Genomic DNA, 24,250 nt, shown 5'->3' on the forward strand with positions numbered 1-24,250 from the left:
GTCCAGGCGATCGTCGCGGACCTGGAACAGGGGGGATACCTCACCCGGGTACGCCAAGGGCGCCGCAACCACTACCGCATCAGCCCCGGAGCCCAATTCCGCCACCCCGCCGAAGCGGGCCGCGACATCGCGGGACTCCTCGCCCTCTTCGCCGACGACCCGCCCACGACCCGCACACCACGGCAGAGCTGACCGGCCTCAGGGCAGCCCCGGGTCCGGACGGCGTCGGCCACAGCAACGGCGGGAGCGTTTCCGGACCCGTCGGCCGTACCGCCCGCAGGCGCCGGGAGGCGGCCCGGGCCACCCTCGCCGACGACGTGCGCTGTGCGTCACCGTGTGCAAGGGGCGGGCACATCAGCCATATGCCCTGGCGTCGGCAGGCGAGTGGATGACGCCTGTGCCGCCCTGGTTATGCGCCTTCCGCTTCGGAGCCACACCCGCTTGCTCGTACGGGCATTCAACGTTGGCAGAGCCGTGTTTCGGACATCTTCCGCGCGAAGGACGCGGAGAGGCCGTGTACGCGGCGATTGCGGGCAGGCGAAGGCTGACGACAGCCGTGCACCGCTTACGAGCCCGGCTCCGGCCGAACGCCCGGCCAAGCGGTGCTCTGTTCAAGGAGGTTTCACCATGCTGATCACCGTCACACGCACCGGCGGGTTTGCGGGCGGGGAGCAGACTGCTTCGCTCGAAACGGAGTGCCGCGGCGACAGGCTCGAGCTGGAGCAGCTGGCTGAGCGCGCGCTCAGCGGTGAGAGCCCTGCGGGGCAGGACCCCGTTCCGGACGGCTTCCGCTACGTGGTCCGCGTCGACAGCAAGCTGGTGGAGTTACAGGATCCGTACCTCACCGAGGACCAGCGGCAGCTGATCGACACCGTTCTGGCCGCTGCAGCCTGACCGTCCGCCCGAGAGAGCGTTCAGCGACCTCGTACGCAGTGACCGCCCCCTGCCGGACCCATCGGTCCGACAGGGGCTTCCCGCTCACCCCGCCCTGTACCCGCACGCCGGGACGCGAGCGCTTGATCCTTGCCGCCCTGCCCGTCACCACCACGCCCTCCCCCGCGAGACCGCCCTCACCACCGGCGCCCCGCACCCCTGGCCGGGGCGGCAGCCTGCCGGCGGGCGGGCACCACAGCGCCGGCCGGGGGCCGGGGGCCCGCCGGGAGACCGGACCGCGTACGGCCGCATGCCCGCCGACGCGGCCCGCGCTGTCGCGGGCCGCGGGTCTCCGGCGCGTTCCGGGCGTCGTACTGCGCGACCCGCTCCGCGACGGCGGAACAGTCCGCGGGCGGGAAGGCGACGTCGGGCACGTGGACCGGCGCCAGGGCCAAATCCCGGAACCGGTCCGGTGTCTTGGCCAGGCCGGCTGCTTCGTCCGTTCCGGCGCCGGGCCGGTGAGCGGCTTCTCGACGTGCTGTTGGCCACGGCGGCCGCCACGAAGATTTCCTGCTCGGTGTCGTTCCTGGGGACGTCCGGGAAGACGCTGGTGCAGAGCCGAAGTCCGCCGTCTTCACGGACCTGGAGCTCGATGGTGTGCTCGTCGCCCCGGGCGCGGCTCGGGCGTACTCGCGGCTGGGGCCGATGTCGGCTGTCGCGTTGGCTGCGCCGCGGGTACGCCGGTCGTGGGTGCCGCCGTGCACGGCCGGGGAGGGCACCGCCTGGTGCGGGTGGAGGGCGTCGTCGACCGCCGGGGTGCGGGCCCGCTCGACGAGCGGCCGTCGGCCCAGGGCTGCGGCCACGTCCTCGTCGTCGACGGCGGCCTCGCAGGCCACGCGTCGCTTCCCGCGGCGGAAGGCCCCGCCCCCGGCCGGCCGGCGGCCGTACTCCGTCTTCCTCGGTGCCCATGCCTGGCCGTCTGGGACGGTTGTCGCCGACCGCGCCGGCCGCGCGGTGTGTCCTTCGACCGGGGCAGGATCCGGCGCTGTTGAATCGAGGCATGACCAAGCGCGACGACTCGGCTCTGTTCGGTAACCGATTTCTGACGGTGCCCGCTCCCTCGGAGACCTTCCCGGAGGAAGGCATGGCCGCGACGGACGCGATGAGGCTCGTGGATGTGGATCTCGCCATGGAGGGCGACCCGCAGCGCAACCTCGCCACGTTTGTCACCACGTGGATGGAGCCGGAGGCCCAACGGCTGATCGCCGAGAACCTTCACCGCAATTTCATCGACCATGCGGAGTACCCCATTTCCGCCGAGATCGAGCAGCGCTGCGTGCGTATGCTCGCGGACCTCTTCCACGCGCCCGGCAGGACGACCGGATGCCGGACCCAGGGCTCGTCCGAGGCGATCATGCTCGGCGCGCTGTCGTTGAAGTGGAAGTGGCGCGAGCGCCGCCAGGCAGCCGGCCTTTCGACCGACCGGCCCAACCTGGTTTTCGGGGGTGACGTCCACGTCGTGTGGGAGAAGTTCTGCCGCTACTTCGACGTCGAGCCGCGGATCGTGCCGCTCGCCGAGGACAAGTACACGATCGGCCCGCAGGACGTGGAGCCCCATCTCGACGAGAACACGATCGGCGTCGTCGCCGTCCTCGGCACCACGTTCACCGGCCACAAGGACGATGTCGTCGGGATCGACGAGCTCCTGCGGGACGTCCGCAAGAAGCGGGACCTCGACATTCCGATCCATGTCGACGGCGCCAGCGGCGCATTCGTCTGGCCCTTCCTCTACCCGGACTCGAAATGGGACTTCCGGCTCGAGCAGGTCCGTTCGATCAACGTCTCGGGGCACAAATACGGGCTGGTCTACCCCGGCATCGGATGGCTGGTCTTCCGCGAAGAGGCCGACCTCGCCAAGGACCTCGTCTTCTACGAGAACTACCTGGGCAAGACCGACGCGACGTTCACGCTGAACTTCTCCACCGGCGCGTCGATGGTGCTCGCGCAGTACTACAACTTCGTGCGGCTCGGTCGCCAGGGGTACACCTACGTCATGAAGACGATGCAGGAGAACGCCCGCGCGCTGGCGGACAACCTGCGCGGCAGCGGCCGCTTCGAAGTGATCGGGAGCGACCTCGAGCAGCTGCCGCTGGTCGCTTTCCGTCTCGCCGGCCAGCACGCCTACGACGAGTCCGACATCGCCTGGCAGCTCTCGGCCGAGCGGGGCTGGATGGTGCCGGCGTACACCCTCCCGCCCAACGCGGAGCGGGTGAAGATCCTGCGCGCCCTGGTCAAGGAGACCCTGAGCCGCGAACAGATCGACCGCCTGACCCAGGACATCGCCGACGCGTGCCGCACGCTGGACGACAAGGGAGCGGCCCACGGGATCGAGCGGGCCCAGATCAAGCGCGGCACCGGCTACTGACGCACCGTTACGGAGTGGTCTTCCGGGCGACCGGCACATCGGCGGCCCGTGCCGTTACGTGTCCTGCGCGGTCAGGAGCAGGACCAGGGCCTTGGAGCGGGTGGTGCCGAGCGCGGTGGCGACCGCTTCGGCGGACATGCCGCTCGCCGCGCAGGGCGCCGGCGGTCCGCCGGCCCACCTCGTCGTGACCCTCACCTCTGACTTCCCGTGCGCCCGGACCGGCTGCGAGCAGGGGGCGGAGGTCTCCTGCGCCACCCGCCCGTACGGGCCGGCGATGATGGAGGTCATGCCCCCGAGCGCGCCCGCGCCGGGGAGCCTGTCCCCCACGATCCCGCCGGCGGAGCTTTCGGCTTTTCACGCCCGGGCGGGCGAGGCCTTCCTGGCCGCGGACAACCGCGACGGGTTCGCCTTCAAGGCGGCGCTGGGGGACACGACAGCCGACCATGCTCCGGAGGGGAAGGCGAGTTCGCGTTCGGGCAGCCGGCCCGCCATGGGGCGTCGTCCGTGCCGTGGTGCTTCGTACCCGGCCACCGGTGATCGCCGCAAAGGGAGTGCGGCAGGTTCCGGCCGGTGAATACGGCCGGCGGTCGCGAAGCGGCGCAAGATCGGCTTCCTGGCCGTGGGCCGCTCCGCGAGACTGGGGAGACGCGGTCCTCGAAGGAAAACTGAGGTGCAGGATGCCGGAATCGGAGGATGCCCTCGCCATCCGCCATGTGGCTGAGCGGCTGATGAAGGCGCACCCTCAACTCGACGCGGGCCTCGTACAGGACTCGGTACGGACGGCGTACGAAGAGCTCAGATACGCACGGGTGCGCACCTACCTGCCCGTCCTCATGGAACGCAGGGCCAAGGACTTGCTGCCCCCTGACGAGCAGACGCAGCGCAGTACCTGACCCTCGGCACGTGACCGCGTGCCGAGTCGTGCTGGTTCGGTCCGTCCGCGGCCGTGGCGAGGCGTTCGCATGCTCGGCGGCCGCCGCCCGGGTCGAACGGTGCTACCTCAACATCGCCACCGCCCTGGCCGGGGTCGGCGCTTCCTTCGACGACGTGGCGAAACCGACCGTCTGCGTCGTCGACCGGACCCCCGGCACGATGGCCTGCGGGCAGCCGGTCCCCGCGCCCCGGGAACGGACCTGGGCCTGCCAGGTACGTGCCGCGGGGCGGGGCGCCGGTCAGCGCGCTCGCGGCGTGGGGGCGGTCCGGCCGCTGCCCCGTCCGCGTGGGCCGAGGGAACGGACGTACTGGCGGTCAGTCCTCGATCGCCTGGTACAGGGTGGTCCAGAAGTCGTGCATCAGGTGGACCGAGTCGGGGACCGATGTGCCGACCTGGGTGAGGAGGATACCGACGACGTTGTTCACGGGGTCGGCGTAGGTGGAGGTGCCGGAGCCGCCGTCCCAGCCGAACTGGCCGACGGGAGCGTAGTCGCCGCGGTAGGTCCGCACCGCCATCCCGAAGCCCCAGCCGCCGTGCTGGCCCTGGCCGAAGGAGATGTGGACGTTGTTGGTGGCCAGCTCGGTGCGGGCGGCGTTCTGCGCGGGGGTGAGGCGGTTGGTGGTCATCAGCTCCACCGCCTGCCTGGACAGAACGCGCCCGCCGCCGTGCCTGCCGCCGTTCAGCAGCATCTTGAAGTAGGCGTGGTAGTCGTCCGCGGTGGAGACCAGGCCACCGCCACCGCCGTGGAACGCCGGAGGGATGTTCCAACGGCCGCCCTTGGACTCGTCCCATACGTGGAACTCGCCGGACTCCGGGTCGGGCGCGTAGAGGACCGGCAGCCGGTCGATCTTGTCGTCCGGGACGTGGAAGGCGGTGTCCTCCATCCCCAGCGGGCCGAAGACGTGTTCGCGCAGCGCCTCCTCGAAGGTCTTGCCGGTCACCCGGGAGACCAGTACGCCGGCCAGGTCGCTGGCGAGCTGGTACTGCCAGTGGTCTCCGGGCTGGTGCATCAGCGGCAGGGTGCCCAGGCGGCGCAGCCACTCGTCCTGCCCGGGCATCGGCGTGGGCAGGTTGGGCGTGAGCCCCTGTGCGAAGACCTCGTTCATGATCGGCGTACCGATGGAGGTCATGTCCATACCGAGGCCGAAGGTGGAGGTCAGCACGTCCCGGACGGTGATCGGACGGCGCGCGGGGACCGTGTCGTCGATCGGGCCGTCGAACGCCTTCAGCACCTGACGGTCGGCCAGCTCCGGCAGCCATCGGTCCACCGGGTCGTCCAGCCGCATCCGGCACTCGTCGAGCAGCACCATCGCCGCCGCTATCGAGACCGGCTTGGAGGTGGACGCCATCCGGAAGATGGTGTCCCGGCGCATCGGCGCACCGCCGTCGTGCTCCATCGTGCCCAGCGTCTCGACGTGTGTCTCGTCGTCCTTGCTGTACAGGGCGACGACGCCCGGGATCTTGCCGGAATCGACGTGGCGGGCCAGTACGTCGCGGATCTTGCGCTGCCCTGCGGCGGTGAACTGGGACATGGCGGGGTGCTCCTGGTCGGGTGGAGGTGACGGTTGAGGGGGTCAGAGGCTGCGGGCGGAGATGTCGCCGTTGCCGCTGGTGGCTCTGATCTTCAGCACGGGCGAACCGTTGTTCTTCAGGGCGTTGCTGACGCGGCCGTGCCGGGGGTCGGCGTCCAGCGTGGCGGAGGTGCCGGGGGCGGCGGCGATCGAGATGTCGCCGTACTGGGTGTGGAGCACCACCGTGCCGCGCACCGCCTCGCCGATGGTGATGCCGCCCCGCGCGATGGAGATGTCCGCGGGTCCGCCGAGGCGGCCGACGTGGACATCGCCGTCGACGGAGGTGAGGCGCAGGCCTTCCACGTCGGCGATCTCGATGCGCCGGTGGGCGCCGTGGACACTCACGTCGCCGAGCCGGCCCTCGGTGCGTACCTCTGCGGCGGCGGAGTTGGTTTCGACGCGGGAGCCGGTGGGGAGTTGAAGCGTCACCTCGACGGATCCGGGGCTGCTCAGCACCTGGTTCCTCGCCTCCGGTGCGATGACGCGCAGCACGCCGTCGGCGAATTCGACCGTGGTCCGCTCGGCGGCCTCCACATCGCGGCCCTTGCCGGCGTCCGCGGGACGTACCTCGACGGTGGTCTCGGCGCGGTCGGCAGCGAGGAGGCTGATGCGTCCGGCAGGTATCTCCACAACGGCCGCGATCGCGCCGGGGGTCTCGAACTTCTGCATCGGGCGTTCTCCTTGATGCGTGGTCAGGTGGTGGAACGGTCAGGTGGTGGGCACGGCCGGTCTCGGTCTCCGCGATTCCGGGGTGCTGGGCGCGCACGGGGTCACGGTCCGCGGTGTGGTGGCCCGGTCGGGCCGGGCGTACGTCACGGTCAGGTCGATGGCGTTGGCGTCGCTCGTCGGGCCGGACGAACGCGGCGTTCTTCACGGTTCTTCATGCGTGCGTGCATGCCTCAAACGATCTTGTGGTCCGCGCATATGATCAAGCCATACTTCTACGCGGTTCGATAACCGCTGAGTTATCGACACAGGAGGGGCGGGGCCGGTGGAGCTGCGGGACATCGAGATCTTCCTCGTACTGGCGGAGGAGCTGCATTTCGGCCGGACCGCACAGCGGCTGCACATCTCCCAGGCGCGCGTCAGCCAGGCCATCAAGAAGCAGGAACGGCGCATCGGCGCCGAGCTGTTCGCCCGTACCAGCCGCACGGTGCGCCTGACGGAGGTCGGCCGCCAGTTCCGCGACGATCTGCAGCCGGTCTACGCGGGCCTGCACGAATCCCTGGAACGCGCCCAGCTGGCGGCCCGCGGCATCACCGCACAGCTCCGCGTCAGCCTGATGCCCTTCAACGTCGCCGATCTGCACCCCTACTGGAAGGCGTTCCGCGCACGGTATCCGCACTGGGGCCTCCAGATCCGCCAGGCGACCTTCACCGATCCCTTCGGCCAGCTCCGCAGCGGCGCCATGGACGTCATGGTCGTCTGGCTGCCGGTGGAGGAGCCGGACTTCACCGTCGGGCCGACCTTGTGCACCGACCCGCGGATCCTCGCCGTGGCCGCCGACCACCGGCTCGCGGCACGGGACTCCGTACCGGTGGAGCTGCTCGCCGAGTTCCCGCACGGCACCGCCCTCGGTCTGCCGGACTACTGGGAGGACAGTTACCTGCCCTTCTCCACCCCGCGCGGCCGTTCGATCGAGCGGATCACGGCCGCGGCATCGGACAACGCCGATCAGCTGATCAGCCACGTCGGCATGGGCGACATCATCCACACCTTCCCCGGCCACGTCACCAGATACTGGGGCATGCCGAACATCCGGTTCCTCCCCGTCCCCGAGATGGGCATCCTGACCTTCGCCCTGGTCTGGCGGACCGAGGCCGAGAACGACCTCATCCGCGCCCTGGCCGGCACCGTGCGCGACCTGGGTGTGTTCCGCTTCTGACGCGGCCTGCCGACTCCACCACGCGTCGTGGGCGACGCAGCTTCGCGGATCGCTCACCAGGCTCGCTGCTCGTGGCGGGCGCCGTCGGCCCCGGGTGCGGCGCGGCGGGCAGGCTCCCGGCCCCGGCAAGCCCGGCCACCGCCGCGGCCGGCGCGGCCCGGCGCGGCTCGCCGGACTCGGCGTCGGCCGGGCGCGGCCGTGCCCGCCGGCGCACGGCGGGAAAGGATCAGATGGGGCGGACCTGCTGCGCCTGGGGACCCTTGGGGCCCTGGCCGGTGGTGAACTCCACCCGCTGGTTCTCCTCGAGCGACCTGAACCCGGACGCATCGATCTCGGAGAAATGCACGAACACGTCCGGAGTACCGTCATCCGGCGAAATGAACCCGAACCCCTTCTCCGCGTTGAACCACTTCACAGTCCCCTGAGCCATGACACGCCTTCCCTGTTCACCCCGGCCCGCGAACACCGCGGCCGGCAGCAACCCGTTACTCCCCCGCCCGGCACAGGCGAAACACCACGCGGGAGTGAAAGAGACGAGACCAGCCTGTGGTCGGACGCCCGCCCCGGGGGTGTCTCAGGCCAGGACGTTCACGGCTCTGGCGATGACGAGCCCGAGGATCATGAGGGAGAGGATGGACTGGAGGGTCATGACGCTCTTGGCCCAGGGGGCGAGTGGCATGACGTCGGTGGGGCTCAGCGCGGTGGAGTTGGTGAACCCGAGGTAGAGGTAGTCGACGTAGTGGGGGCGCCAGTGCGGGGCGTTCAGTTCGGGGCTGAGCTGTTGGGGGAAGGCGAGCGCCGGAGTGGGAGGCATGTGGTGGGCCCGGGCGGCCGGTCCGCCGCTGTCGAGTTCGAAGTACAGCAGGGAGAAGGCGAGAACGGTGGAGGCCCAGACGCTGCCGCCGGCCAGCAGAAGGGCGTTGGCGGAGCTGGTCTCCTGCCCGCCGTGGATGAGATCGTCGATCAGCCGGACGGTCGACCAGATGGCGCTGCCCGCGAGCACGACGACCAGGGCGATCGCCACCGAGCGCAGGACGGTGGAGCGGCGGCTGATCCGCCCGGGGTCTCCCGAGATCAGCGCCACGAGCAGGAGGCCTTCGGCGAGGGGAAGCGCCCATCGGGGTCCAAGACGCAGGTCGTCGGGCAGAAGCAGGGTGAGGACAGCGGATGCGATGACCGCTGCGGCCATCGGCCAGCGGCTCTCGGTGCGGACAGCAGTTCTCCTCCCCGGCTCGCGCGGGCTCGTACGACCGGTTTCGAAGGGGTTCCGCCGGGTCACGGCCGATCGCTTCCCGGGCCCGGTGGCAGCTCAGATCGCATGTGCCGCCGAGCTCATACGGCGCCGGCGTCGCGGATGCCGGCGGCCGTCCTCGGTGTCGGATTCATGTGCCGCTCCTCGCAGGTGAAGGCGTGCGGGGCGGCCGCCCCGGGCGGCCCCGGCGACCGCGCCCGGGACGCCGGCTCGGGATGACGTGGCGCCGGACCCCGGATCCACCCTAGACCGGGGTGATCAAGGCCTGGGGCCGACACGCTCCGCAGTGCCCCGCTCCTACCGGCAAGGCGGACGCCGGGCTGTCCCCGCGTAGGGACGACCCAGGGTGATACCGGCGTTGGGGACCAACGGGGCAGTGGTCGGCGGTAGCGGTGGTTCCAGTGACGACCGCTGTGACAGTGAGGAGCCGACGCACCGCCAGCTGACCGTTACCGCGACCCGTGGCGGGTAACGGCAGCTGTTTGAGTGACGGCTGCCGCTGGTGGAAGCGGACGACGCACCCAGCGTGCCCCGCCCCGCCGTCGTGACCGGGGGCGCCGCTACCGCTGGCGTAGCCCCCGGAGCCGGCGAGGCCGGCCGCGCCGCAGGAGGCGGGAGCCGGGCCGGCGGCGCTGCCCCCGGCGCCACCGCGGCCGCCAGCGCTGCCGGCGCCTTTGGTGCCGTTGCCGCCCGTGGCGCCCGGCTTGTATCCGCAGGGGCCTTCGCTGGGGCTTTGGCCGCCGGTGCCGGGTCGGCCGCTGATGGTGCCGAAGGTGGCGCCGCCACCGCCCCCCTTGCGGCCGTCATCCGAGCCACCTACGGAGGAGCTGACACCGCCGCCACCGCCGGCCGTCGATGAGGGTGACGGTGACCGTGAGTGCGCCGTCCGGCAGCTCGCAGGACGCAGCTCCTGCGGTCTTGAACGTGACGCCACTCACGCAGCGGGTTGCAGGGGACCTTCCTGAGGGTGGATTTCGCGGAGGACGCGTCCCGCGGACACGACACACCCGGCAGGGTTAAATCCAGCATGCGGGTGGGGTTAATTTTGCTACGGTTCGGGGTGGAGGTGGGCCATGCCGAGCCAGGAAGAGCTGTTCGATGCGGTGGACGCGCTGCTGGAGGGTGAGCCGCGGTTGCCGTCGCCGGCGGAGCGGGCGCGGCTGCGTGAGGCGGCCGGTGTCACGCAGGCCCGGCTCGCGGCCGCGTTGAAGTCGACTCCGCAGACGGTGAAGAACTGGGAGAACGGCCGCTCCGAGCCGAGGCCGCCGCGCCTGCAGGCCTATCTGCGGCTGCTGGAGGGCTGGGCCGAGCGGTACCCGGCGGCCGTAGCCGCTCCGGTGCCGGCGCCGGTGCCGGTGCCGGTGCCGCAGACCTTTCCCGGTACCGCCCCGCCGGCCCCGCCTGCCCCGGCCGTGTCCGCCGCCGCGCCCGTGACGGCCGCTGCCGCGGAGCCTGTGCCCGCGGCCAGGCCCTCGGCGGCGTCGCGCCGCCCGGCGAGGAAGACGGCCGCGCAGCCGGAGACCGACCCGCGGTTCCCGCACGGTCCGCTCGTGGTCCTGGACGGCGACGGGAGCGCGTACGGCGTGGACGGCATCGTGCTGGACTGCCCGGCCACCACCGTCCCGGAGTTGGCCGAGTGGACGCTGAAGGAGTCCGGGCTCGGTACGCCGCGCCTGAACCGCAACGGCAAGGACTCCGATCCCCTGGTCGTCCTCACCGCGGCGGCCGCCGTGAAGCTGGGGCTGCCCGAACGGCTGGAGGGCCCGGAGGCCCGCCGGACCCTGCGGCTGCCCGACGACCACCCGGTCCTGGCGCAGTTGGCCCGGGCGAAGTGGAAGCTGACGCAGCGCGGCTTCGGGCCGTGGGCACGCATCTACCGGCCGGCGCAGGCCGGGCAGCGCCAGTGCGTGCAGCTCGCGATCCTGCCCTGGGACGCGCTCGAGGCACGGTCCTGGCCGGGCGTCAGCGCGATGGAGCCGGCCGGCATCGCCCGTGTCCTCGGTACGTACGCGGCCCGGGTACTGACCCCGCGCGGCTCGACCGCCACCTGCGGGCTGGAGCTGATGACCGCGCTGCGGCCGCCGACCCGCGCCGTGAAGAACGAGCAGGGCGTATGGGAGTCCGGCTGCAACCCGGGTTCGCTCGGCACCGGGCCGATGGACCCCGCTCCGCCGGAAGCCCCGCAGGAGCATCCGGTCGCGCAGGGCTGGACCGGCGGGTTCCTCGACGAGGAGGCCTACCAGTGGGTGCGCGACCCTCAACTGCTGTCGGACGAGGAGTGCCTGCTCCCGTACGCGGTCGGGCTGGACATCAACACCGCGTTCCTCGCCGCCTCCGCGCGCCTGGTCGTCGGGCTGTCCGGCCCCGACCACTTCCACGGGCCGAAGTTCAGCAAGAAGATCCCCGGGTGCTGGCTGGTGGACCTGTCGGGGATCGAGCTGGACCCGCGTCTGCCGTCGCCGTTCACGCCGTCCGGCCGGCGGCCCGAGGGGCCGGCCTGGTACCAGACCCACACCCTCGCCTACGCCCAGGAACTCGGCTACGAGGTGCAGCCGGTGGAGGCGTTTCTGCGGCGGGAGACCGGAGCGTATCTGGATCCGTGGCACGACCGCCTCAAGACCGCGTACGTGGACACGCTCGCCGATCTGGGCGTGACCGCCGAGCTGGACGAGCGCCAGTTCCTGGCCGCGATGGAGCGGCACAAGCAGGCCGACCCGGGTCTGGCGGCCGTGCTCGCCGCGGTCAAGGCGACCGTCAAGGGCGGGGTCGGGAAGCTGCGCGAGCGCCCGCAGGGCCGGCACTACCGCGACGGCGAGCGGTGGCCGGCGCTGGAGCGCCCGACCTGGCGGCCCGACATCCGGGCGGCGGTCATCGCCAAGGCGCGGGTCAACATGCACCGCAAGATGGCCAACGTCGCCAGGGCCACCGGGCAGTACCCGCTCGGTGTGCTGTCCGACTGCGTCGTCTACGCGTCGTCCGGGCCGTCACCGCTCGACTTCCTGCCCTACACCGCCTCCGGCAAGCCGCTGCCCGGCTCGTTCCGGCTCGGGCCCACCCCGGGCGCGGCGAAGGTGGAGGGTGTGCAGGAGATGGCGTGGGCGGTGGACCTGATGGAGAAGGGCCTCAACCCGGCCCGGCACATCAAGGGCGGCGACGCGGTCCTGGACGAAGGGGAGTAGGCGGTGGGGGACATCGAGGAGGCTCTGCGGCGCGCGGACGGTGAGGCGTTCACGCGGGAGCCGCCCAAGACCCTCAAGGGCCGCGTCAACTTCCTGATGGGGAAGCTGAAGACGACCAGGGCCGTGGCGGCCGAGCTCGGGTTCAGTCAGCGCTCGGTCGAGCGCTACCGCACCGGGGAACGCAAGACCCCGCCGAAGGCGGTCACCGACCGGATCGACGCGGCCGTGCGCGCACGGTGGCAGCCTGTGGTGCGCGGTCGCCGGCACAAGCAGGCCGCGACCGCCACCGGCATCACCGTCGAGACCCGGGCCCGGTTCGGGTACACCGCGCCCGTGGGCACCACGGACGACGGCCGCATGCGGCGCCTCACCGTCCACCTCCCGCCCGCCTACGCCCACCGGCTGTTCGACGCCCAGCAGCGAGGCGCCCCCGACCGGGAACTGCGCGCGATCGTCGCCGAAGGCCTGCAGGAGGTGTACTTCAAGGACGGCGGAACCCGCGCCGACCGCCTCGAAGTCGAGCTCACCGGCATCGACTACATCGACGTCTCCTTCTGAGAAGGGGAGGCCGGGCGGCCTTCGGCCGGTCCCCTTCGGCCGTGTGGTCCGGTTCTGCCGGTGACGGCTAGCGGGCTTCGGGGCGAACGGGCCGGGGCGCCGACCACGTTCGTCGGCGCCCCGGCGAGGGGGTGGGTGGGGTCAGCCCGTGGCGGCGGCCAGGACGCGGGGGGCGGCCGCGTGGGCGGTGGGGGCCCAGCTGAGGACGGTGGAGCCCACCGACATGCCGCCGCCGAAGCCGGTCAGGAGCACCACGTCGTCCTCGGCGAGCAGGCCGCGGCGGTGGATCTCGTCGAGGGTGATGGCGATCGAGGCCGAGCCGGTGTTGCCGTACCGGGCCAGTTCCAGGTGGAGGGTGGCGTTGTCCAGGCCGAGGGCCGGCCATACCTCGCCGATCATGACGGCGTTGGCCTGGTGCGGGACGAAGTGGTCGACGGCGCCGGCCGGCAGGCCGGTGCGGGCCAGGAGTTCCGCGACGGCTCCGGGGAGGTTCTCCTGGACGAACGCGCGCACGCCGCGGCCGTCCATGCGGAAGTGGTGCGCGCCTTCCTGAAGGGTCCGTGCGGAGGCCGGGCGGCGGCTGCCGCCTGCCGGGACGCCGATCAGTTCGTGCTGGTCGCCCCGGGTCAGCAGGCTGGTGCCGAGCAGGCCGTGGCCGGAGGGCGAGGGGCCGAGGACGGCGGCGCCGGCTCCGTCGCCGAAGAGGATGGCGGTCTTGCGGTCGGTGTGGTCCAGGATGCGTGAGTAGATGTCCGCGCCGATGACCAGGCCGTGGACGTCGCCGGGTTCGGCCCGCAGGAGGCGTTCGGTGACGGTCAGTGCGCAGACGAAGCCGCTGCAGACGGAGTTGACGTCGAAGGCGGCGGCGCCCGCGGCGCCGAGGAGGTGCTGGACCACGGCGGCGGTGGCCGGCTGGGGCTGGTCGGGGGTGGAGGTGGCGACCACGATGTAGGAGAGGTCGTGCGGGCGGATGCCCGCCTGCTCCAGGGCCCGGCGGCCGGCGTGGGCGGCGAGGTCGGAGGTGGCCTCGTAGGGGGCGGCCCGGCGGCGTTCGCGGATGCCCGTCTTGCGTACGATCCACTCGTCGGTCACTCCGGTGGTGCTCGCCACCTCGTCGTTGCCGATGATCTGCTCGGGCAGGTAGGAGCCGGTGGCCAGGACTGCTATCGGGTTTCCTGTGGCGCTGGGTCTGTTCGTCACGTTCTCATCTCCTGGGGTCGGGGCTCGGCGGCCGCCCGGGTGCCGGGCAGCCGCTCCCATCCGGCCAGCTGCGCGTGCGCGGTGAGTACGGGGTCGGAGCCGACGACCACCGGGCGGCCGACGGCGCGGAGCAGGTCGAGGTCGCTGCTGTGGTCCCCGTAGGCCGAGCAGTGCGCGAGGTCGAGGCCGCGGACGGCGGCGACGGCGTGGGCGGTGCGGCCCTTGGCCGTGCCGATGAGCGGGGTGACCACCTCGCCGGTCAGGATGCCGCTGCGGATCACGGGCCGGGTGCCGAAGGCCCAGTCGGCGCCGAGGTGTTCGGCGAGGGGGTCCAGGCAGGCGAAGAAGGATCCGGAGACCAGGACGGTCAGGTCGCCGCGTTTGCGGTGTGCGGCGAAGCGGGCGGTGGGGCCCGGGATGAAGGGTCCGCCGGCCAGTTCGTGGGCGAACCAGGCCCGGCCGGAGGCCGCCAGGGCTGCCGCGCTCTCCCCCGCGTAGAGGCGGTAGTACCGGCGGTTGACCTCGGCGCGCGGGACGCCGTCGGCCGCGGCGCTGTGCAGCGTGCCGGAGAGGCGTTCGTAGGTGCCGGGGGCCGCTCCCCGGCGTTCCAGGTGGAACGCCAGGAAACGGAACATGCTCTTGAAGGCGATGAGTGTCTCGTCGACGTCGAAGAAGGCGGCGGTGCTCATCGCGGGGTCCGGACGCGGGCGAGGTTGAGTGTCAGCAGGCACAGGCTCTCGCCGTCCTGGTGGGCCTCGACGCGTACCGGCACGCGGTCGGTGTCCGGGGTGTGTTCGTCGCCGAACTCCACGATTCCGCCCTGGGTGTAGTAGACGGCGGGCCCGGCCGGGCGGTCGGTGTCGCGGTGTTCGCCGACGACGGCGGTGAGGGTGGCCGGGCTGTCCAGTTCGCCGAACCGGCTGAAGGTGACGGCGAGGTCGGTCGGGTAGGTGCGCGACGGTGACATGCCGCGTACGTCGAGGGCTCCGTAGAGGGCGATCTGGCGGGCGGCCTCGGCGATGACCATGCCGGGCAGGTGGTCCTGCGGGTGGTCGAACATGCTGGGGTGGCTGCCGGGGGTGCGGATCCCGGCGGTCAGGGTGTCTGCGGCGACCTCGATGCCGGTGAGGACGACGTTGTCGGCGTTGGCGCGGCCCACGCGGTACGGCTCGACCGGTGCGCCGGTGGCGGTGCCGGGTCCCGGGTGGTCGGCGGAGGAGGGCAGTGGTCTCTGGTCGCGGTTGCGCAGGCGCAGTGCGATGTAGGACTCGGGGGACTTGAAGCGCAGGCCGATGCCGGCGCGGCCGATGCTGATGTCGCCGACGCGCAGGTCCACGTCGTAGTCGAGGCCGTTGGTGCGGCCTTCGCGTACGTAGTGGTTGCTGGTGGTGACGTGCAGGGTCAGCTGGCAGGGGGAGGCGCCGACGGCTATGCGGTCGGGGCGGGAGAGGTGGACGCGCAGGTGGGTGAGGATGAATTTGTCGGTGCGGGGCACGGCGAAGTAGGCGTGGGCGCCGGCGAGTGCGGCCTGGCGGCAGGCCTCCAGCAGCAGGACCGGGTCGTAGACGTTGGGGTTGAGCAGGTGGTCGCCGTAGTAGGCGTGGGAGCGCGGCAGCTGGGCCGCGGCGACGTACGAGGCTCCGCCGAGGGGCTGGAGGTCGGTGAGGAAGACTTCGCCGAGCGAGTCCCGGTGGACCAGTGTGCGGTCGACGGTACGGCTGTAGCTCAGCTCAAGTGCGGCGAGGTCCTGTTCCAGCGGTGAGGGTGCGGTGGTCACGTGCGGAACCTGCTTTCTCGGGTGGTGTGCTGCTTCTGCTGGTGCTTCTTCGTCGTCGTCCGGGTGGTCAGCGGCGTTCCAGGAGCACTCCTGTCCAGGTGAAGCCGGCTCCCGCGCCGAGCAGGACGATCCGGTCGCCGGCGGCGAAGGTGTGGTGGCGTTCGAGGTGGTCGAGGCCGGCGATCTGGTCGCCGCTGCCGAGGTGGCCGACGGTGGCGCCGAAGTCCCACAGGGAGGTCTCGGCGCCGCCGGGGAATTCGGGGAAGTAGTTCTCCTGGAGCAGGGGCAGGCCCAGGTTGGGGTAGACGACGCGGCGCAGTTTCGGGTCCGTGCCGCAGGGCAGGAGGGCGCGGCGGATCTCGCGGACCGCTCGGCGGGTGGCTTCGCGGAGGCTGTCGGTGCCGTGGGTGGTGAGGTAGCGCTTCTTGGCGGCGCGTACGTCGTGTTCGGCGCCGAAGAGGGCGCGGGTCTCGGGGGCGGGCTCGTCGAGGCGGTGCAGTCCTTCGAGTTCGGGGTCGCTGACGCTGTGGATGGTCAGGACGTGCCAGCCGGGGGCCTGGGGGGCGGGGGTGTCGGCGGTCAGGACGGCGGCGGCCGCTCCGTCGCCGTAGACGATGCCGTAGTCGGCGGTGAAGCGGTCGAAGCCGGAGGCGGCGAAGCGGTCGGTGGCCACGATGAGGGCGTTGCGGCGGCCGCTGCCGGAGAGGAGGCCGGCGGCGAGGTCGAGGACGAGGAGCTGTGCGTTGCAGCCCTGGCTGACGGTGAAGGGCAGGGCGCGGGTGGCGCCGAGGCGGGACTGGAGCCAGGAGGCCGGGGACCACAGGCGCTGGTGGCCGTGGCGGTGGATGGCGGTGACCGCGATGAGGTCGATGTCCTGGGGCTTGGTTCCGGCGGCGGCCAGGGCGCGCTGGGCGGCGATGAGGGCCATGTCGCCGGGGTAGAGGCTCTGTTCGGTGGCGATGGTGCGGTAGCCGGTGGCGCGGATGCGTTCGGCGTCGGGGTCGGGGTGGCGGGCGGCCTCGGTGTTCAGGTCGAGGCGCTGTTCGGGGAGGTAGCTGCCGGTGCCGGCGATGCTGAGGCCGGTCGGGGGGCGGGGCGGGGTGGTGGTCATGCCGCCTCCTTCTCGGTTGGGGCGGGGGCGCCGGCGGTGGTGTCCGTGGTGGCGGGGGCGGTCCGGGCGACGTGGCCGTCGGGGCGTACGAGGACGGCGGTGGTGCCGGCCGGGAGCCAGGCGCGCTGTGCCGGGGAGAGTTCCGCGGTGTGGGTGAGCGGGGGCAGGTGGTTGTCGTCGGGCCGGGCGCCGGGCAGGTGCAGCCAGGTGTGGCGGCCGGGTTCGGGGCGGTGGCCGGGGACGCGGGCGCCGGGCTGCAGGCGGTGGCGGGCGCGGGGTGGCAGGACGAGGTGACCGGGTGTGGTGTCGGTGGGTTCGGTGGTGGGTGCGGGGGTCGCGCGGTAGTGGAGGTAGAGCTGGCTCCAGGCTTCGGCGTATCCGGTGAGCGCTTCCTGTACGGAGTTGCGCGCTTCTTGTGTGGTGGCCCGGCGCATGGCGTCGAGGAGTGCGAGGACGCTGGTGGAGCGGGCTACCTGGGCGGCTGCGGCGCGGCGTTCGCGGTCGTAGTCGGCGAGGAGGGGGGCTGGGGAGCCGTCCTGGAGGGCGGCGAAGCGCCAGGCGAGTGCCCAGGCGTCGCCGAAGCCGGTGTTCATGGCCTGGCCGCCGGCGGGTGCGTTGAGGTGGGCGGCGTCTCCGGCCAGGACGGTCCGGCCGTGGGTGAAGCGCTCGGCGAGCCGTTCGTGGACCTGGTAGTGGGCGATGCGGTCGACGCGTTCGAAGTGCAGGGCGGGGCCGAAGCCGAGGGTGTCGACGGTTTTCTGGAAGTGCTGGGTGCTCAGTTCGCTGTCGCGGTCGATGGATTCGGCCGAGACGGGTCCGGCGATGCGTACGGTGCCGTGCGGCAGTGGGAGCAGGGAGATCGCGCCGGCGGGGCCGATGTACATGGCGGAGGCGTGCGGGTCGGCGGGGAGGAGTGGGGCGCCTTCGGCGAGGAGGTAGCTCATGGGGTAGGTGATGCCGGGGAAGGCGATGTCCAGGGCGGTGCGGACGGCGCTGCCGGCGCCGTCGGCGCCTACGAGGTGGCGGGCGGTGATCGTGTGGGGGGTGCCGTCGGCGTCGGTCTCGGCGGTGATGCCGTGTTCGTCGTCCTGGTGGCGGGTGTAGCGCAGGCCGCGCAGGAGCCGGCCGCCGGCGGCGGTGAACCGTTCGGCGAGGACGGCTTCGACGTCGGGCTGCGGGACGTTCACGTAGTAGGGGAAGGCGGTGTCGAGTCCGCTGAAGTCCACGGTGAACAGGGCCTGGTGGTGGGTGTGGAAGTCGATGCGGGTGTGGCGTACGCCCTTGGCCTCGACGGCGGTGCGCAGGTCCAGGGTGTCCAGGATCTCGAGTCCGGCCGCGTGCACCATGATCGCGCGGGTGCGGGGGTCGATGTCGTGGCGCTGTTCGATGACGGTGCACTGGATGCCGTGGTGGCGCAGGAGGCAGCCGAGCATCAGTCCGGTGGGGCCGGCGCCGACGACCAGGATGTCGGTGGTGTGGTGGTCGGTCGCCCGGGCGCGCGGGGTGTTCCGGTTCATCGGTTCGTCGCTTTCTCTGCGTACGGGCGTGGCCGTCGCCGGGGGCGCGGGCGGGGGTGGGACCGGGCCCCCGGCGACGGTCGTTCGGTGCCGGGCGGGGGCGGTCAGTGCCGGCCGGCGGTGCGGCGGTTGCGGAGGAAGAGGGCGACCAGCAGGGCGACGGCGATGAGGATGAGGCCGTTGACGAGGATCGCGAGGTTGATGCCGGACAGGGTCGCTGTCTTGACCGGTTCGCTCGACAGGCTCCGGATCTGGGCGGTGGCGATGGCGCTCATGATCGGGATGCCGATGGTGATGCTGACCTGCTGGGTGAGGGTGGTGATGCCGGTGGCCAGGCCCTGCTGTTCGTTGGGCAGGCCCGAGGTGGCGGTGACCATGAAGCCGACGATGGCGGCGACGTGGGCGTAGCTGCTGAGGAAGGCGAGTCCCAGGACTCCGTAGAGCCAGCCGCGGGCGTCACCGGCGAAGTAGAGCGCGCCGACGGTGATGCCCTGGATGAGCAGGCCGGCGACGAGTACGGCCCGGCTGCTGCCGAGGACGCCGATCCAGCGGGGGGCGGTGACGCCTCCGAGGAAGGCGCCGACGCCGAGGACGCCGAAGGTCAGGCCGGTGGCGATGGCCGAGTAGCCGAGGACTTCCTGCAGGTAGAGGGTGAGCAGGAAGATCATGGCGGTGAAGCCGATGAAGGTGGCGGCGCCGCCGATGTTGCCCCAGGTGACGCTGCGGCGGCCGAGGATGCGCAGGGGTGCCAGCGGTTCGCTGGCGTTGAGCTCCACGAAGCCGAAGACGACGAGGAGGACGATGCCGACGGCGAGGGAGATCAGGGTGGTGGGGTCGCCCCAGCCGTACTGGCCTGCGGCGGAGATGCCGTAGACCAGGGCGATGAGGCCGGCGCTGACGGAGACGGCGCCGGGGATGTCGAGTTTGCCGCCGTGGGAGCGGGAGCCCTTGAGGAGCAGGGGGGTGACGACGATCAGGAGGATGCCGATCGGGATGTTGATGAAGAAGCCCCAGCGCCAGCTGAGGGTGTCGGTGAGCAGGCCGCCGACGATGGCGCCGCAGGTGAAGCCGGCGGAGAGCATCGCGCCGTTGAGTCCGAGTGCGCGGTCGCGCAGGGGTCCTTCGGGGAAGGAGGTGATGAGCAGGGCGAGGCCGGCGGGGGTGACCATGGCGGTCGCCAGGCCTTGTGCCACGCGGGCGGCGAGCAGGGGGCCTGCGGAGTCGACGAGGCCGCCCGCCAGGGAGGAGAGGGTGAGCAGGACGAGGCCGGTGAGGAAGACCTTGCGGGCCCCGATCAGGTCGGCGACGCGGCCGAAGAGGAGGCTGAACCCGGCGGCGCTGAGCGCGAAGGCCGTGGCGATCCACTGGAGGTTCTCGGTGGCGAAGTCGAGTTCGCGGCCGATGACCGGAACCGCCACGTTCATGATGGAGAAGTCCACCGCCAGGGTGAACTGCGCGCCGAGCAGCAGGAGCAGGATGAGCGTCTGCCGCTTCGTCATCCGCTCGGGCGCGGGGGCCGGGCCCGGCGAATGATCTGCCCGAGTCTCCTCGGGGCTGTTGACCGTTGACATGAGAGACCTTTCGCTTCCTGCCGGTTGGGGTGTTCCGAGCATCTGCGCGGTGTGGGGGGCTAGCCAGTACCCGCTGTTTCATAGGGCTGCGGTGGGTACCACTGGCTGGGTCTGTCTCATGGGGCCCGGCCGTGAATACGTTTCGGGGCATGACGAATTCCACACGCTCCGTAGTCGAAGAGTTCTTCGGCCGGCTCGGTGCAGGCGAGGCCGACCGGGCCCTCGAACTGCTCGCGGAGCCCCTCGACTGGTTCACTCCCGGTGACACCGCGCTGATTCCGTGGATGGGACGGCGTACCACCCGCGGCGAGGTCGCGGACTTCTTCAAGCAGGCGGGCGAGAACCTCACGCCGGAGGAGTTCGCCGTCGAGCGGATCCTGGCCGAGGAGGGCACGGCTGTTGCCCTGGGGCGTTTCCGCTACCGGGTGAACGCCACCGGCAAGGCGTTCGCCTCTGAGTTCGCGGTCGAGCTGCACGTCTCGGACGGGCTGATCACCCGCTACCGCATGCACGAGGACAGCTACGCCATCTCCCTGGCCTTCCTCTGAGCCGTCCGGCCCACTTCGATCCGGCTTCGGACGGCGAGCGCGAAAGAGGCTTCGATGACCACCCGGTACCCCATTGAAGAAGACACCGGCGCGGACGCGGCGCGGCCGGATGCCTATGACGTCCTCGTCGTAGGTGCCGGTCCGACCGGCCTGACCGCGGCGTGTGAACTGCTGCGCCGGGGGGTCCGCGTCAGAATCGTGGACGCGGCCCCCGGTCCCAGCGTCCATTCCAAGGCGATGCTGGTGTGGCCGCGCACCCTGGACATCCTGGAGGACCTCGGGCTCTCCGGGGGTGTCGGCCAGGTGGCGGTCAAGCTGCGGCAGATGACCTACTACTCGGAGAAGAAGCCGGTCACCCGTATGCGGATGGCCGATGACATGGCTCCCTACTGCCTGCCCCAGCGGCTCACCGAGGAGGTGCTGACCGAGGGTCTGCACCGGCTCGGCGGCCGTGTGGAGCGCGGTGTGCGGCTGGTGTCGCTGCAGGACGTGGACTTCAGCGGGGCGATACGCGAGGGCCGGCCGGTCACCGCGGTGCTGGAGCACGCCGGCGGGAGCGTCGAGCGGGCCACCGTGGCGTGGGTGATCGGTGCGGACGGTGCGACGAGTGCGGTGCGCCGGCAGCTGGGCATCGCCTACGAGGGCGCCACGTACGAGAACCGGTTCCTGATCACGGACGCGAAGGTGGCGGGCGACCCGCTGGAGCCCGACGAGATCCACTACTACCAGTCACGGATGGGTGTCCTGGCGATCGTGCCGCAGCCGTTCGGGCTGTTCCGTTTCTTCACCAACGCTCCCGCGGACATGGCGGACGGGACGCTGGCCGACATGCAGCGGCTGGTGGATCTGCGCGGGCCCGGCGGGCTGCGGCTGACGGATCCGGACTGGGTGACCACCTTCCGGGTGCACCGGCGCCGGGCCGCCTCGTTCCAGCTGGGCCGGGTCTTCCTGGCCGGGGACGCCGCGCACGCGCACAGTCCGATGGGCGGGCAGGGTCTGAACACCGGGATCCAGGATGCCCAGAACATCGCCTGGAAGCTGGCCTCGGTGGTGCGCGGTGAGGCGCGGACCGGGCTGCTGGAGAGCTATACGCCCGAGCGGGCCGCGGTGGCCGATGCCGTGGTGCGCGACACCGATCTGCAGACCCGGGCCGCGATGTGGACCCGGGGCAGTCAGGTCACGCTGCGGGACACGGCGATGCGGGCGCTGGACCGTACGGGGGTCCTGGACCGCTTCTACGTTCCGGTGGCCGCGGGCCGGCGCTGGGTCTACGGCCCGGTCGCGGAGGGGCCCAGGCGCGCGAGGGCCGTGCACTGGTGCTCGGCCCGGGCGGGTCTGCGCCGGCACGCCCGGGAGGGTGCGGCCCTGCCGCGGCCGCTGGCCGTGGCGCTGGGGGTGGCCGGGCCGGCTGCCGATCCGGTCCGGCTGCACCTGGTGGTGCTGCCGGGTGAGAAGGACCCGGACCGCGGCCTGGCGGATGCGGTGCGCCGGCTGGCCGGGCCGTGGGCCGGCCAGGTGCGGGTGGTGGACACCGCGGCTCTGCCCGGGCGGGGCCCGGCCGCGTCGGCCGCCCGTGAACTGCACTGCCGGCATGCCGGTTTCCATCTGGTGCGGCCGGACGGGCACATCGTCCTGCACGGGCACCGCGAGGAGCTGCGCGAGCTGTACGACACCCTCGACCGCCTTCTGGTCCCCGGGGCGGGCACCGTCCCGGAGGCCGGCCTTTCACCGACCGATGAACTCCCGCTGGAGGAAGAAGACATGTACCAGACCGCCGGATCCGTTCCCTTCGCCCACACCGTGGGCTCCGGCCCGCACAAGGTGATCGTGCTGCACTCCCTCTTCGGCGGGCACCAGTCGTTCTCGCCGCTGTGGCCGTACCTGGACGGGTCGCGTTTCACGTATGCGTTCATGGATGCCCGGGGCTTCGGGCGCAGCCTGGACGTGGCCGGTACGTACACGACGGACGAGATCGCCTCGGACGTGCTGACGCTGGCCGACGACATGGGCTGGCAGGACTTCTCGCTGATCGGGCACTCGCTGGGCGGGCAGCCGATCCAGCAGGTGCTGCTGAAGGCTCCGCAGCGGGTGCGGCGGATCGTGGGGCTGAGCCCGGTGCCGGCGGGCGGTATGCCGATCCCGGACTCGGACTTCCCGCTGTTCGCGGAGGCCGCGCACAAGGTGGAGAACCGTCGCATCGTCATCGATCTGACGACGGGGAACCGGCTGTCCCCGCACTGGGTGACCGCTTTCGCCGAGTCTTCGATGAAGGAGGTCGGGCCGGTCGCTTTCCGCAGCTACCTGGATTCCTTCCGCACCACCGATTTCGCCGACCGGGTGAGCGGTGCTCAGGTGCCGGCGCTGGTGGTGGTCGGTGAGCACGATCCGGCGGTGACGGCGGAGTCGATGCAGGAGACGTGGATGAAGCACTATCCGAACGGGCAGCTGGCGGTGGTCGGCAACGCCGGCCACTACCCGATGGTGGAGACCCCGGTCGCGCTGGCCACCTTGCTGGAGGAGTTCCTCTCCCAATAGTCCTGGCTGCCCCTCCCCCGTCCCCCGCGGGCGGGGCGCCGAGGAGGCGGAGGCGGATGTCCGGTGACTCTCCTGTCGGTTGCCCGGGCATCCGCCTTCTGCCTGTCCGGGACCGGTCCGCGGGCCGGTGCGAGAGCTTCAGGAGGGAGAGCGGATGTCCGAGGTGATGACGGCGGCGCCCGGGCCGGTGCGCGGGCCCGGGACGGGGCTGGTGGCGGTGGTGGCCGGGCATGAGCTGACCGCGTTCGTCAGCGCGGCCCTGGAGTCGGCGGGTGCCCGCCCGGCCGACGCGGATCTGACGGCCGAGGTGCTGGTGGCCGCGGATCTCGCGGGGGCGGCCCGGCACGGTGTGGTGCGGCTGCTCCCGTACGTGCAGGGGCTGCTGGGCGGGACGATCAACGGTGCGGCCCGGCCCGAGATCGTGCGCCGGTACGGGGATGTCACGGTGATCGACGCGCATCACGGGCTGGGGCAGCCCGCGCTGGCCTTCGCCGTGGACCAGGCGGTGGAGCAGGCCCGGGTGCACGGTTCGTCCGTGGTCTCGGTGCAGCATTCACGCCATGTCGGCATCACGGCCTGGTATTCCGGGCGGGCGGCGCGAGGCGGCGCCTTCGGTGTCATCACCACGCGTGCGGCCCGGTCGGGAGGGGGTTCGGGGGTGCTCCGGGAGGGGGCGGTAACAAGCCAGTTCCTGATGTGTCTGAGCGGAACGGCGGCGGGGGCCGCGCGGCCGGTCGCAATGGTCCCGCCGGCCGGCGCGGGGGCGGTGCGGCCGCGGTTGACCCTGCCGGTTCCGGTACTGGAGGAGCTCGTGCGGATCGCGGCTCTGGTCAAGGTGACGCCGGTACGGGCGCTGGACCGGCGGCGGCCCACCCGTTCCGAATACCCGTGAGTAAACACTCCGGACCTATTCTATTTACCGACCCCCCTGGAGAACGCTCCGGAAGCAGGCGGTACACACCCGGACCAAAAATCGTACACACCTCAACAACCGAGGTGGATTTACACGGTAAGTGACCAGTAACGCCGCCACCGGCAGCCCGCCCGGGAATACTGCGGCGCTGGCTGAATTGTCGTCGGTGTTCCCCCGCAGGAGGACTCGCCTGCCCCGCTCTGCTCGCCAAATCGCCTTGCTGCATGGGATCTTGGCCCCCAGTTATGGGGAGTGACGGACGTCACGGGCCGGAATTCGCCGTTCCGGGTTTCCTTTGTAAGGAGGCCCGCGTGGCGTGAATCAGCCGGGCCGCGGACGGCACTTCCCCACGTTTCCCATCGGCTAGTATTCGGCGGATGTTTCAGCGCAGTGCGCGGGCA

The 24,250-nt window shown here is 71.7% G+C and carries 20 protein-coding genes and 2 pseudogenes; 11 read left to right on the top strand and 11 right to left on the bottom strand.

Features of this window, described 5'->3' with window-relative positions; all coding sequences use genetic code 11:
- The 3 genes and pseudogenes from ACZ573_RS29460 to ACZ573_RS29470 form a co-directional block, all read left to right on the top strand.
- Positions 1 to 192 (top strand): annotated as a pseudogene (locus ACZ573_RS29460) (AsnC family transcriptional regulator); the annotation flags it as partial.
- Positions 193 to 627: 435 nt separating this feature from the next.
- Positions 628 to 894 (top strand): protealysin inhibitor emfourin, encoded by a 267-nt coding sequence (locus tag ACZ573_RS29465; protein ID WP_471309733.1) that lies wholly within the window; start codon positions 628 to 630, stop codon positions 892 to 894.
- A 1,039-nt stretch (positions 895 to 1,933) separates the two neighbouring features.
- Positions 1,934 to 3,298 carry a glutamate decarboxylase gene (locus tag ACZ573_RS29470; RefSeq protein ID WP_471309737.1) on the top strand — a complete coding sequence of 455 codons (1,365 nt, stop codon included), beginning with the start codon at positions 1,934 to 1,936 and terminating at the stop codon, positions 3,296 to 3,298.
- Positions 3,299 to 3,352: 54 nt separating this feature from the next.
- Here the strand turns inward: ACZ573_RS29470 and ACZ573_RS29475 are convergent, their stop codons facing one another.
- The gene (locus ACZ573_RS29475) at positions 3,353 to 3,586 is read right to left on the bottom strand and encodes a hypothetical protein (protein WP_471309740.1); all 234 of its coding nucleotides are present in this window, start codon (positions 3,584 to 3,586) and stop codon (positions 3,353 to 3,355) included.
- A 389-nt stretch (positions 3,587 to 3,975) separates the two neighbouring features.
- On the opposite strand from ACZ573_RS29475, the gene ACZ573_RS29480 reads away from it, so the two are divergent.
- The gene (locus ACZ573_RS29480; RefSeq protein ID WP_471309744.1) at positions 3,976 to 4,191 is read left to right on the top strand and encodes a three-helix bundle dimerization domain-containing protein; all 216 of its coding nucleotides are present in this window, start codon (positions 3,976 to 3,978) and stop codon (positions 4,189 to 4,191) included.
- A gap of 82 nt (positions 4,192 to 4,273) precedes the next feature.
- Positions 4,274 to 4,393 (top strand): annotated as a pseudogene (locus ACZ573_RS29485) (RidA family protein); the annotation flags it as partial.
- Positions 4,394 to 4,546: 153 nt separating this feature from the next.
- Here ACZ573_RS29485 and ACZ573_RS29490 read toward each other — a convergent pair.
- Both ACZ573_RS29490 and ACZ573_RS29495 read right to left on the bottom strand, forming a co-directional pair.
- On the bottom strand, positions 4,547 to 5,764 hold the full coding sequence (locus ACZ573_RS29490; protein WP_471309747.1) for a serine hydrolase domain-containing protein: 1,218 nt from the start codon (positions 5,762 to 5,764) through the stop codon (positions 4,547 to 4,549).
- Between the two features lie 42 nt (positions 5,765 to 5,806).
- Positions 5,807 to 6,472 carry a DUF4097 family beta strand repeat-containing protein gene (locus tag ACZ573_RS29495; protein WP_471309750.1) on the bottom strand — a complete coding sequence of 222 codons (666 nt, stop codon included), beginning with the start codon at positions 6,470 to 6,472 and terminating at the stop codon, positions 5,807 to 5,809.
- A 322-nt stretch (positions 6,473 to 6,794) separates the two neighbouring features.
- Between ACZ573_RS29495 and ACZ573_RS29500 the strand changes: the two genes are divergently transcribed.
- The gene (locus ACZ573_RS29500; protein ID WP_471309753.1) at positions 6,795 to 7,688 is read left to right on the top strand and encodes a LysR family transcriptional regulator; all 894 of its coding nucleotides are present in this window, start codon (positions 6,795 to 6,797) and stop codon (positions 7,686 to 7,688) included.
- 226 nt (positions 7,689 to 7,914) lie between these two features.
- Here ACZ573_RS29500 and ACZ573_RS29505 read toward each other — a convergent pair whose 3' ends face one another.
- Together ACZ573_RS29505 and ACZ573_RS29510 are read right to left on the bottom strand one after the other, a co-directional pair.
- Positions 7,915 to 8,118: a cold-shock protein gene (locus ACZ573_RS29505; protein ID WP_030832902.1), complete on the bottom strand. Its 204-nt coding sequence runs from the start codon at positions 8,116 to 8,118 to the stop codon at positions 7,915 to 7,917.
- Positions 8,119 to 8,262: 144 nt separating this feature from the next.
- Positions 8,263 to 8,877, bottom strand: a complete 615-nt coding sequence (locus tag ACZ573_RS29510; RefSeq protein WP_471309756.1) for a hypothetical protein — start codon at positions 8,875 to 8,877, stop codon at positions 8,263 to 8,265.
- Positions 8,878 to 10,013: 1,136 nt separating this feature from the next.
- On the opposite strand from ACZ573_RS29510, the gene tap reads away from it, so the two are divergent.
- Positions 10,014 to 12,119 carry a telomere-associated protein Tap gene (tap, locus tag ACZ573_RS29515; RefSeq protein ID WP_471309758.1) on the top strand — a complete coding sequence of 702 codons (2,106 nt, stop codon included), beginning with the start codon at positions 10,014 to 10,016 and terminating at the stop codon, positions 12,117 to 12,119.
- A 3-nt stretch (positions 12,120 to 12,122) separates the two neighbouring features.
- On the top strand, positions 12,123 to 12,677 hold the full coding sequence (tpg, locus tag ACZ573_RS29520; protein WP_471309763.1) for a telomere-protecting terminal protein Tpg: 555 nt from the start codon (positions 12,123 to 12,125) through the stop codon (positions 12,675 to 12,677).
- Positions 12,678 to 12,818: 141 nt separating this feature from the next.
- Here the strand turns inward: tpg and ACZ573_RS29525 are convergent, their stop codons facing one another.
- The 6 genes from ACZ573_RS29525 to ACZ573_RS29550 all read right to left on the bottom strand — a co-directional run bounded on the left by ACZ573_RS29525 (position 12,819) and on the right by ACZ573_RS29550 (position 19,781).
- Positions 12,819 to 13,877: a 3-oxoacyl-ACP synthase III family protein gene (locus tag ACZ573_RS29525; RefSeq protein WP_471309766.1), complete on the bottom strand. Its 1,059-nt coding sequence runs from the start codon at positions 13,875 to 13,877 to the stop codon at positions 12,819 to 12,821.
- Entirely contained in the window at positions 13,874 to 14,566 is a 693-nt protein-coding gene (locus ACZ573_RS29530) for an HAD family hydrolase (protein ID WP_471309769.1), read from the bottom strand. Before ACZ573_RS29530 ends, ACZ573_RS29525 begins: the two co-directional genes overlap by 4 nt.
- Entirely contained in the window at positions 14,563 to 15,654 is a 1,092-nt protein-coding gene (locus ACZ573_RS29535) for a ScbA/BarX family gamma-butyrolactone biosynthesis protein (RefSeq protein ID WP_471309772.1), read from the bottom strand. Before ACZ573_RS29535 ends, ACZ573_RS29530 begins: the two co-directional genes overlap by 4 nt.
- A 67-nt stretch (positions 15,655 to 15,721) precedes the next feature.
- A complete protein-coding gene (locus ACZ573_RS29540; RefSeq protein ID WP_471309775.1) occupies positions 15,722 to 16,765 on the bottom strand; it encodes a ketoacyl-ACP synthase III family protein in 1,044 nt (347 codons plus the stop codon).
- The gene (locus ACZ573_RS29545) at positions 16,762 to 18,282 is read right to left on the bottom strand and encodes an FAD-dependent oxidoreductase (protein ID WP_471309778.1); all 1,521 of its coding nucleotides are present in this window, start codon (positions 18,280 to 18,282) and stop codon (positions 16,762 to 16,764) included. The genes ACZ573_RS29540 and ACZ573_RS29545 overlap by 4 nt, the downstream gene beginning before the upstream one ends.
- A 104-nt stretch (positions 18,283 to 18,386) precedes the next feature.
- Positions 18,387 to 19,781: an MFS transporter gene (locus ACZ573_RS29550; RefSeq protein WP_471309782.1), complete on the bottom strand. Its 1,395-nt coding sequence runs from the start codon at positions 19,779 to 19,781 to the stop codon at positions 18,387 to 18,389.
- Positions 19,782 to 20,002: 221 nt separating this feature from the next.
- Between ACZ573_RS29550 and ACZ573_RS29555 the strand changes: the two genes are divergently transcribed.
- From ACZ573_RS29555 to ACZ573_RS29565, 3 genes are all read left to right on the top strand, one after another.
- Positions 20,003 to 20,401 (top strand): nuclear transport factor 2 family protein, encoded by a 399-nt coding sequence (locus ACZ573_RS29555; protein WP_471309784.1) that lies wholly within the window; start codon positions 20,003 to 20,005, stop codon positions 20,399 to 20,401.
- A 54-nt stretch (positions 20,402 to 20,455) separates the two neighbouring features.
- On the top strand, positions 20,456 to 22,936 hold the full coding sequence (locus tag ACZ573_RS29560; protein ID WP_471309786.1) for an alpha/beta fold hydrolase: 2,481 nt from the start codon (positions 20,456 to 20,458) through the stop codon (positions 22,934 to 22,936).
- Positions 22,937 to 23,090: 154 nt separating this feature from the next.
- Entirely contained in the window at positions 23,091 to 23,828 is a 738-nt protein-coding gene (locus ACZ573_RS29565) for an Ldh family oxidoreductase (protein WP_471309789.1), read from the top strand.
- The last annotated feature ends 422 nt before the right edge of the window (positions 23,829 to 24,250 follow it).

Source organism: Streptomyces sp. NPDC040545 (assembly GCF_055595065.1).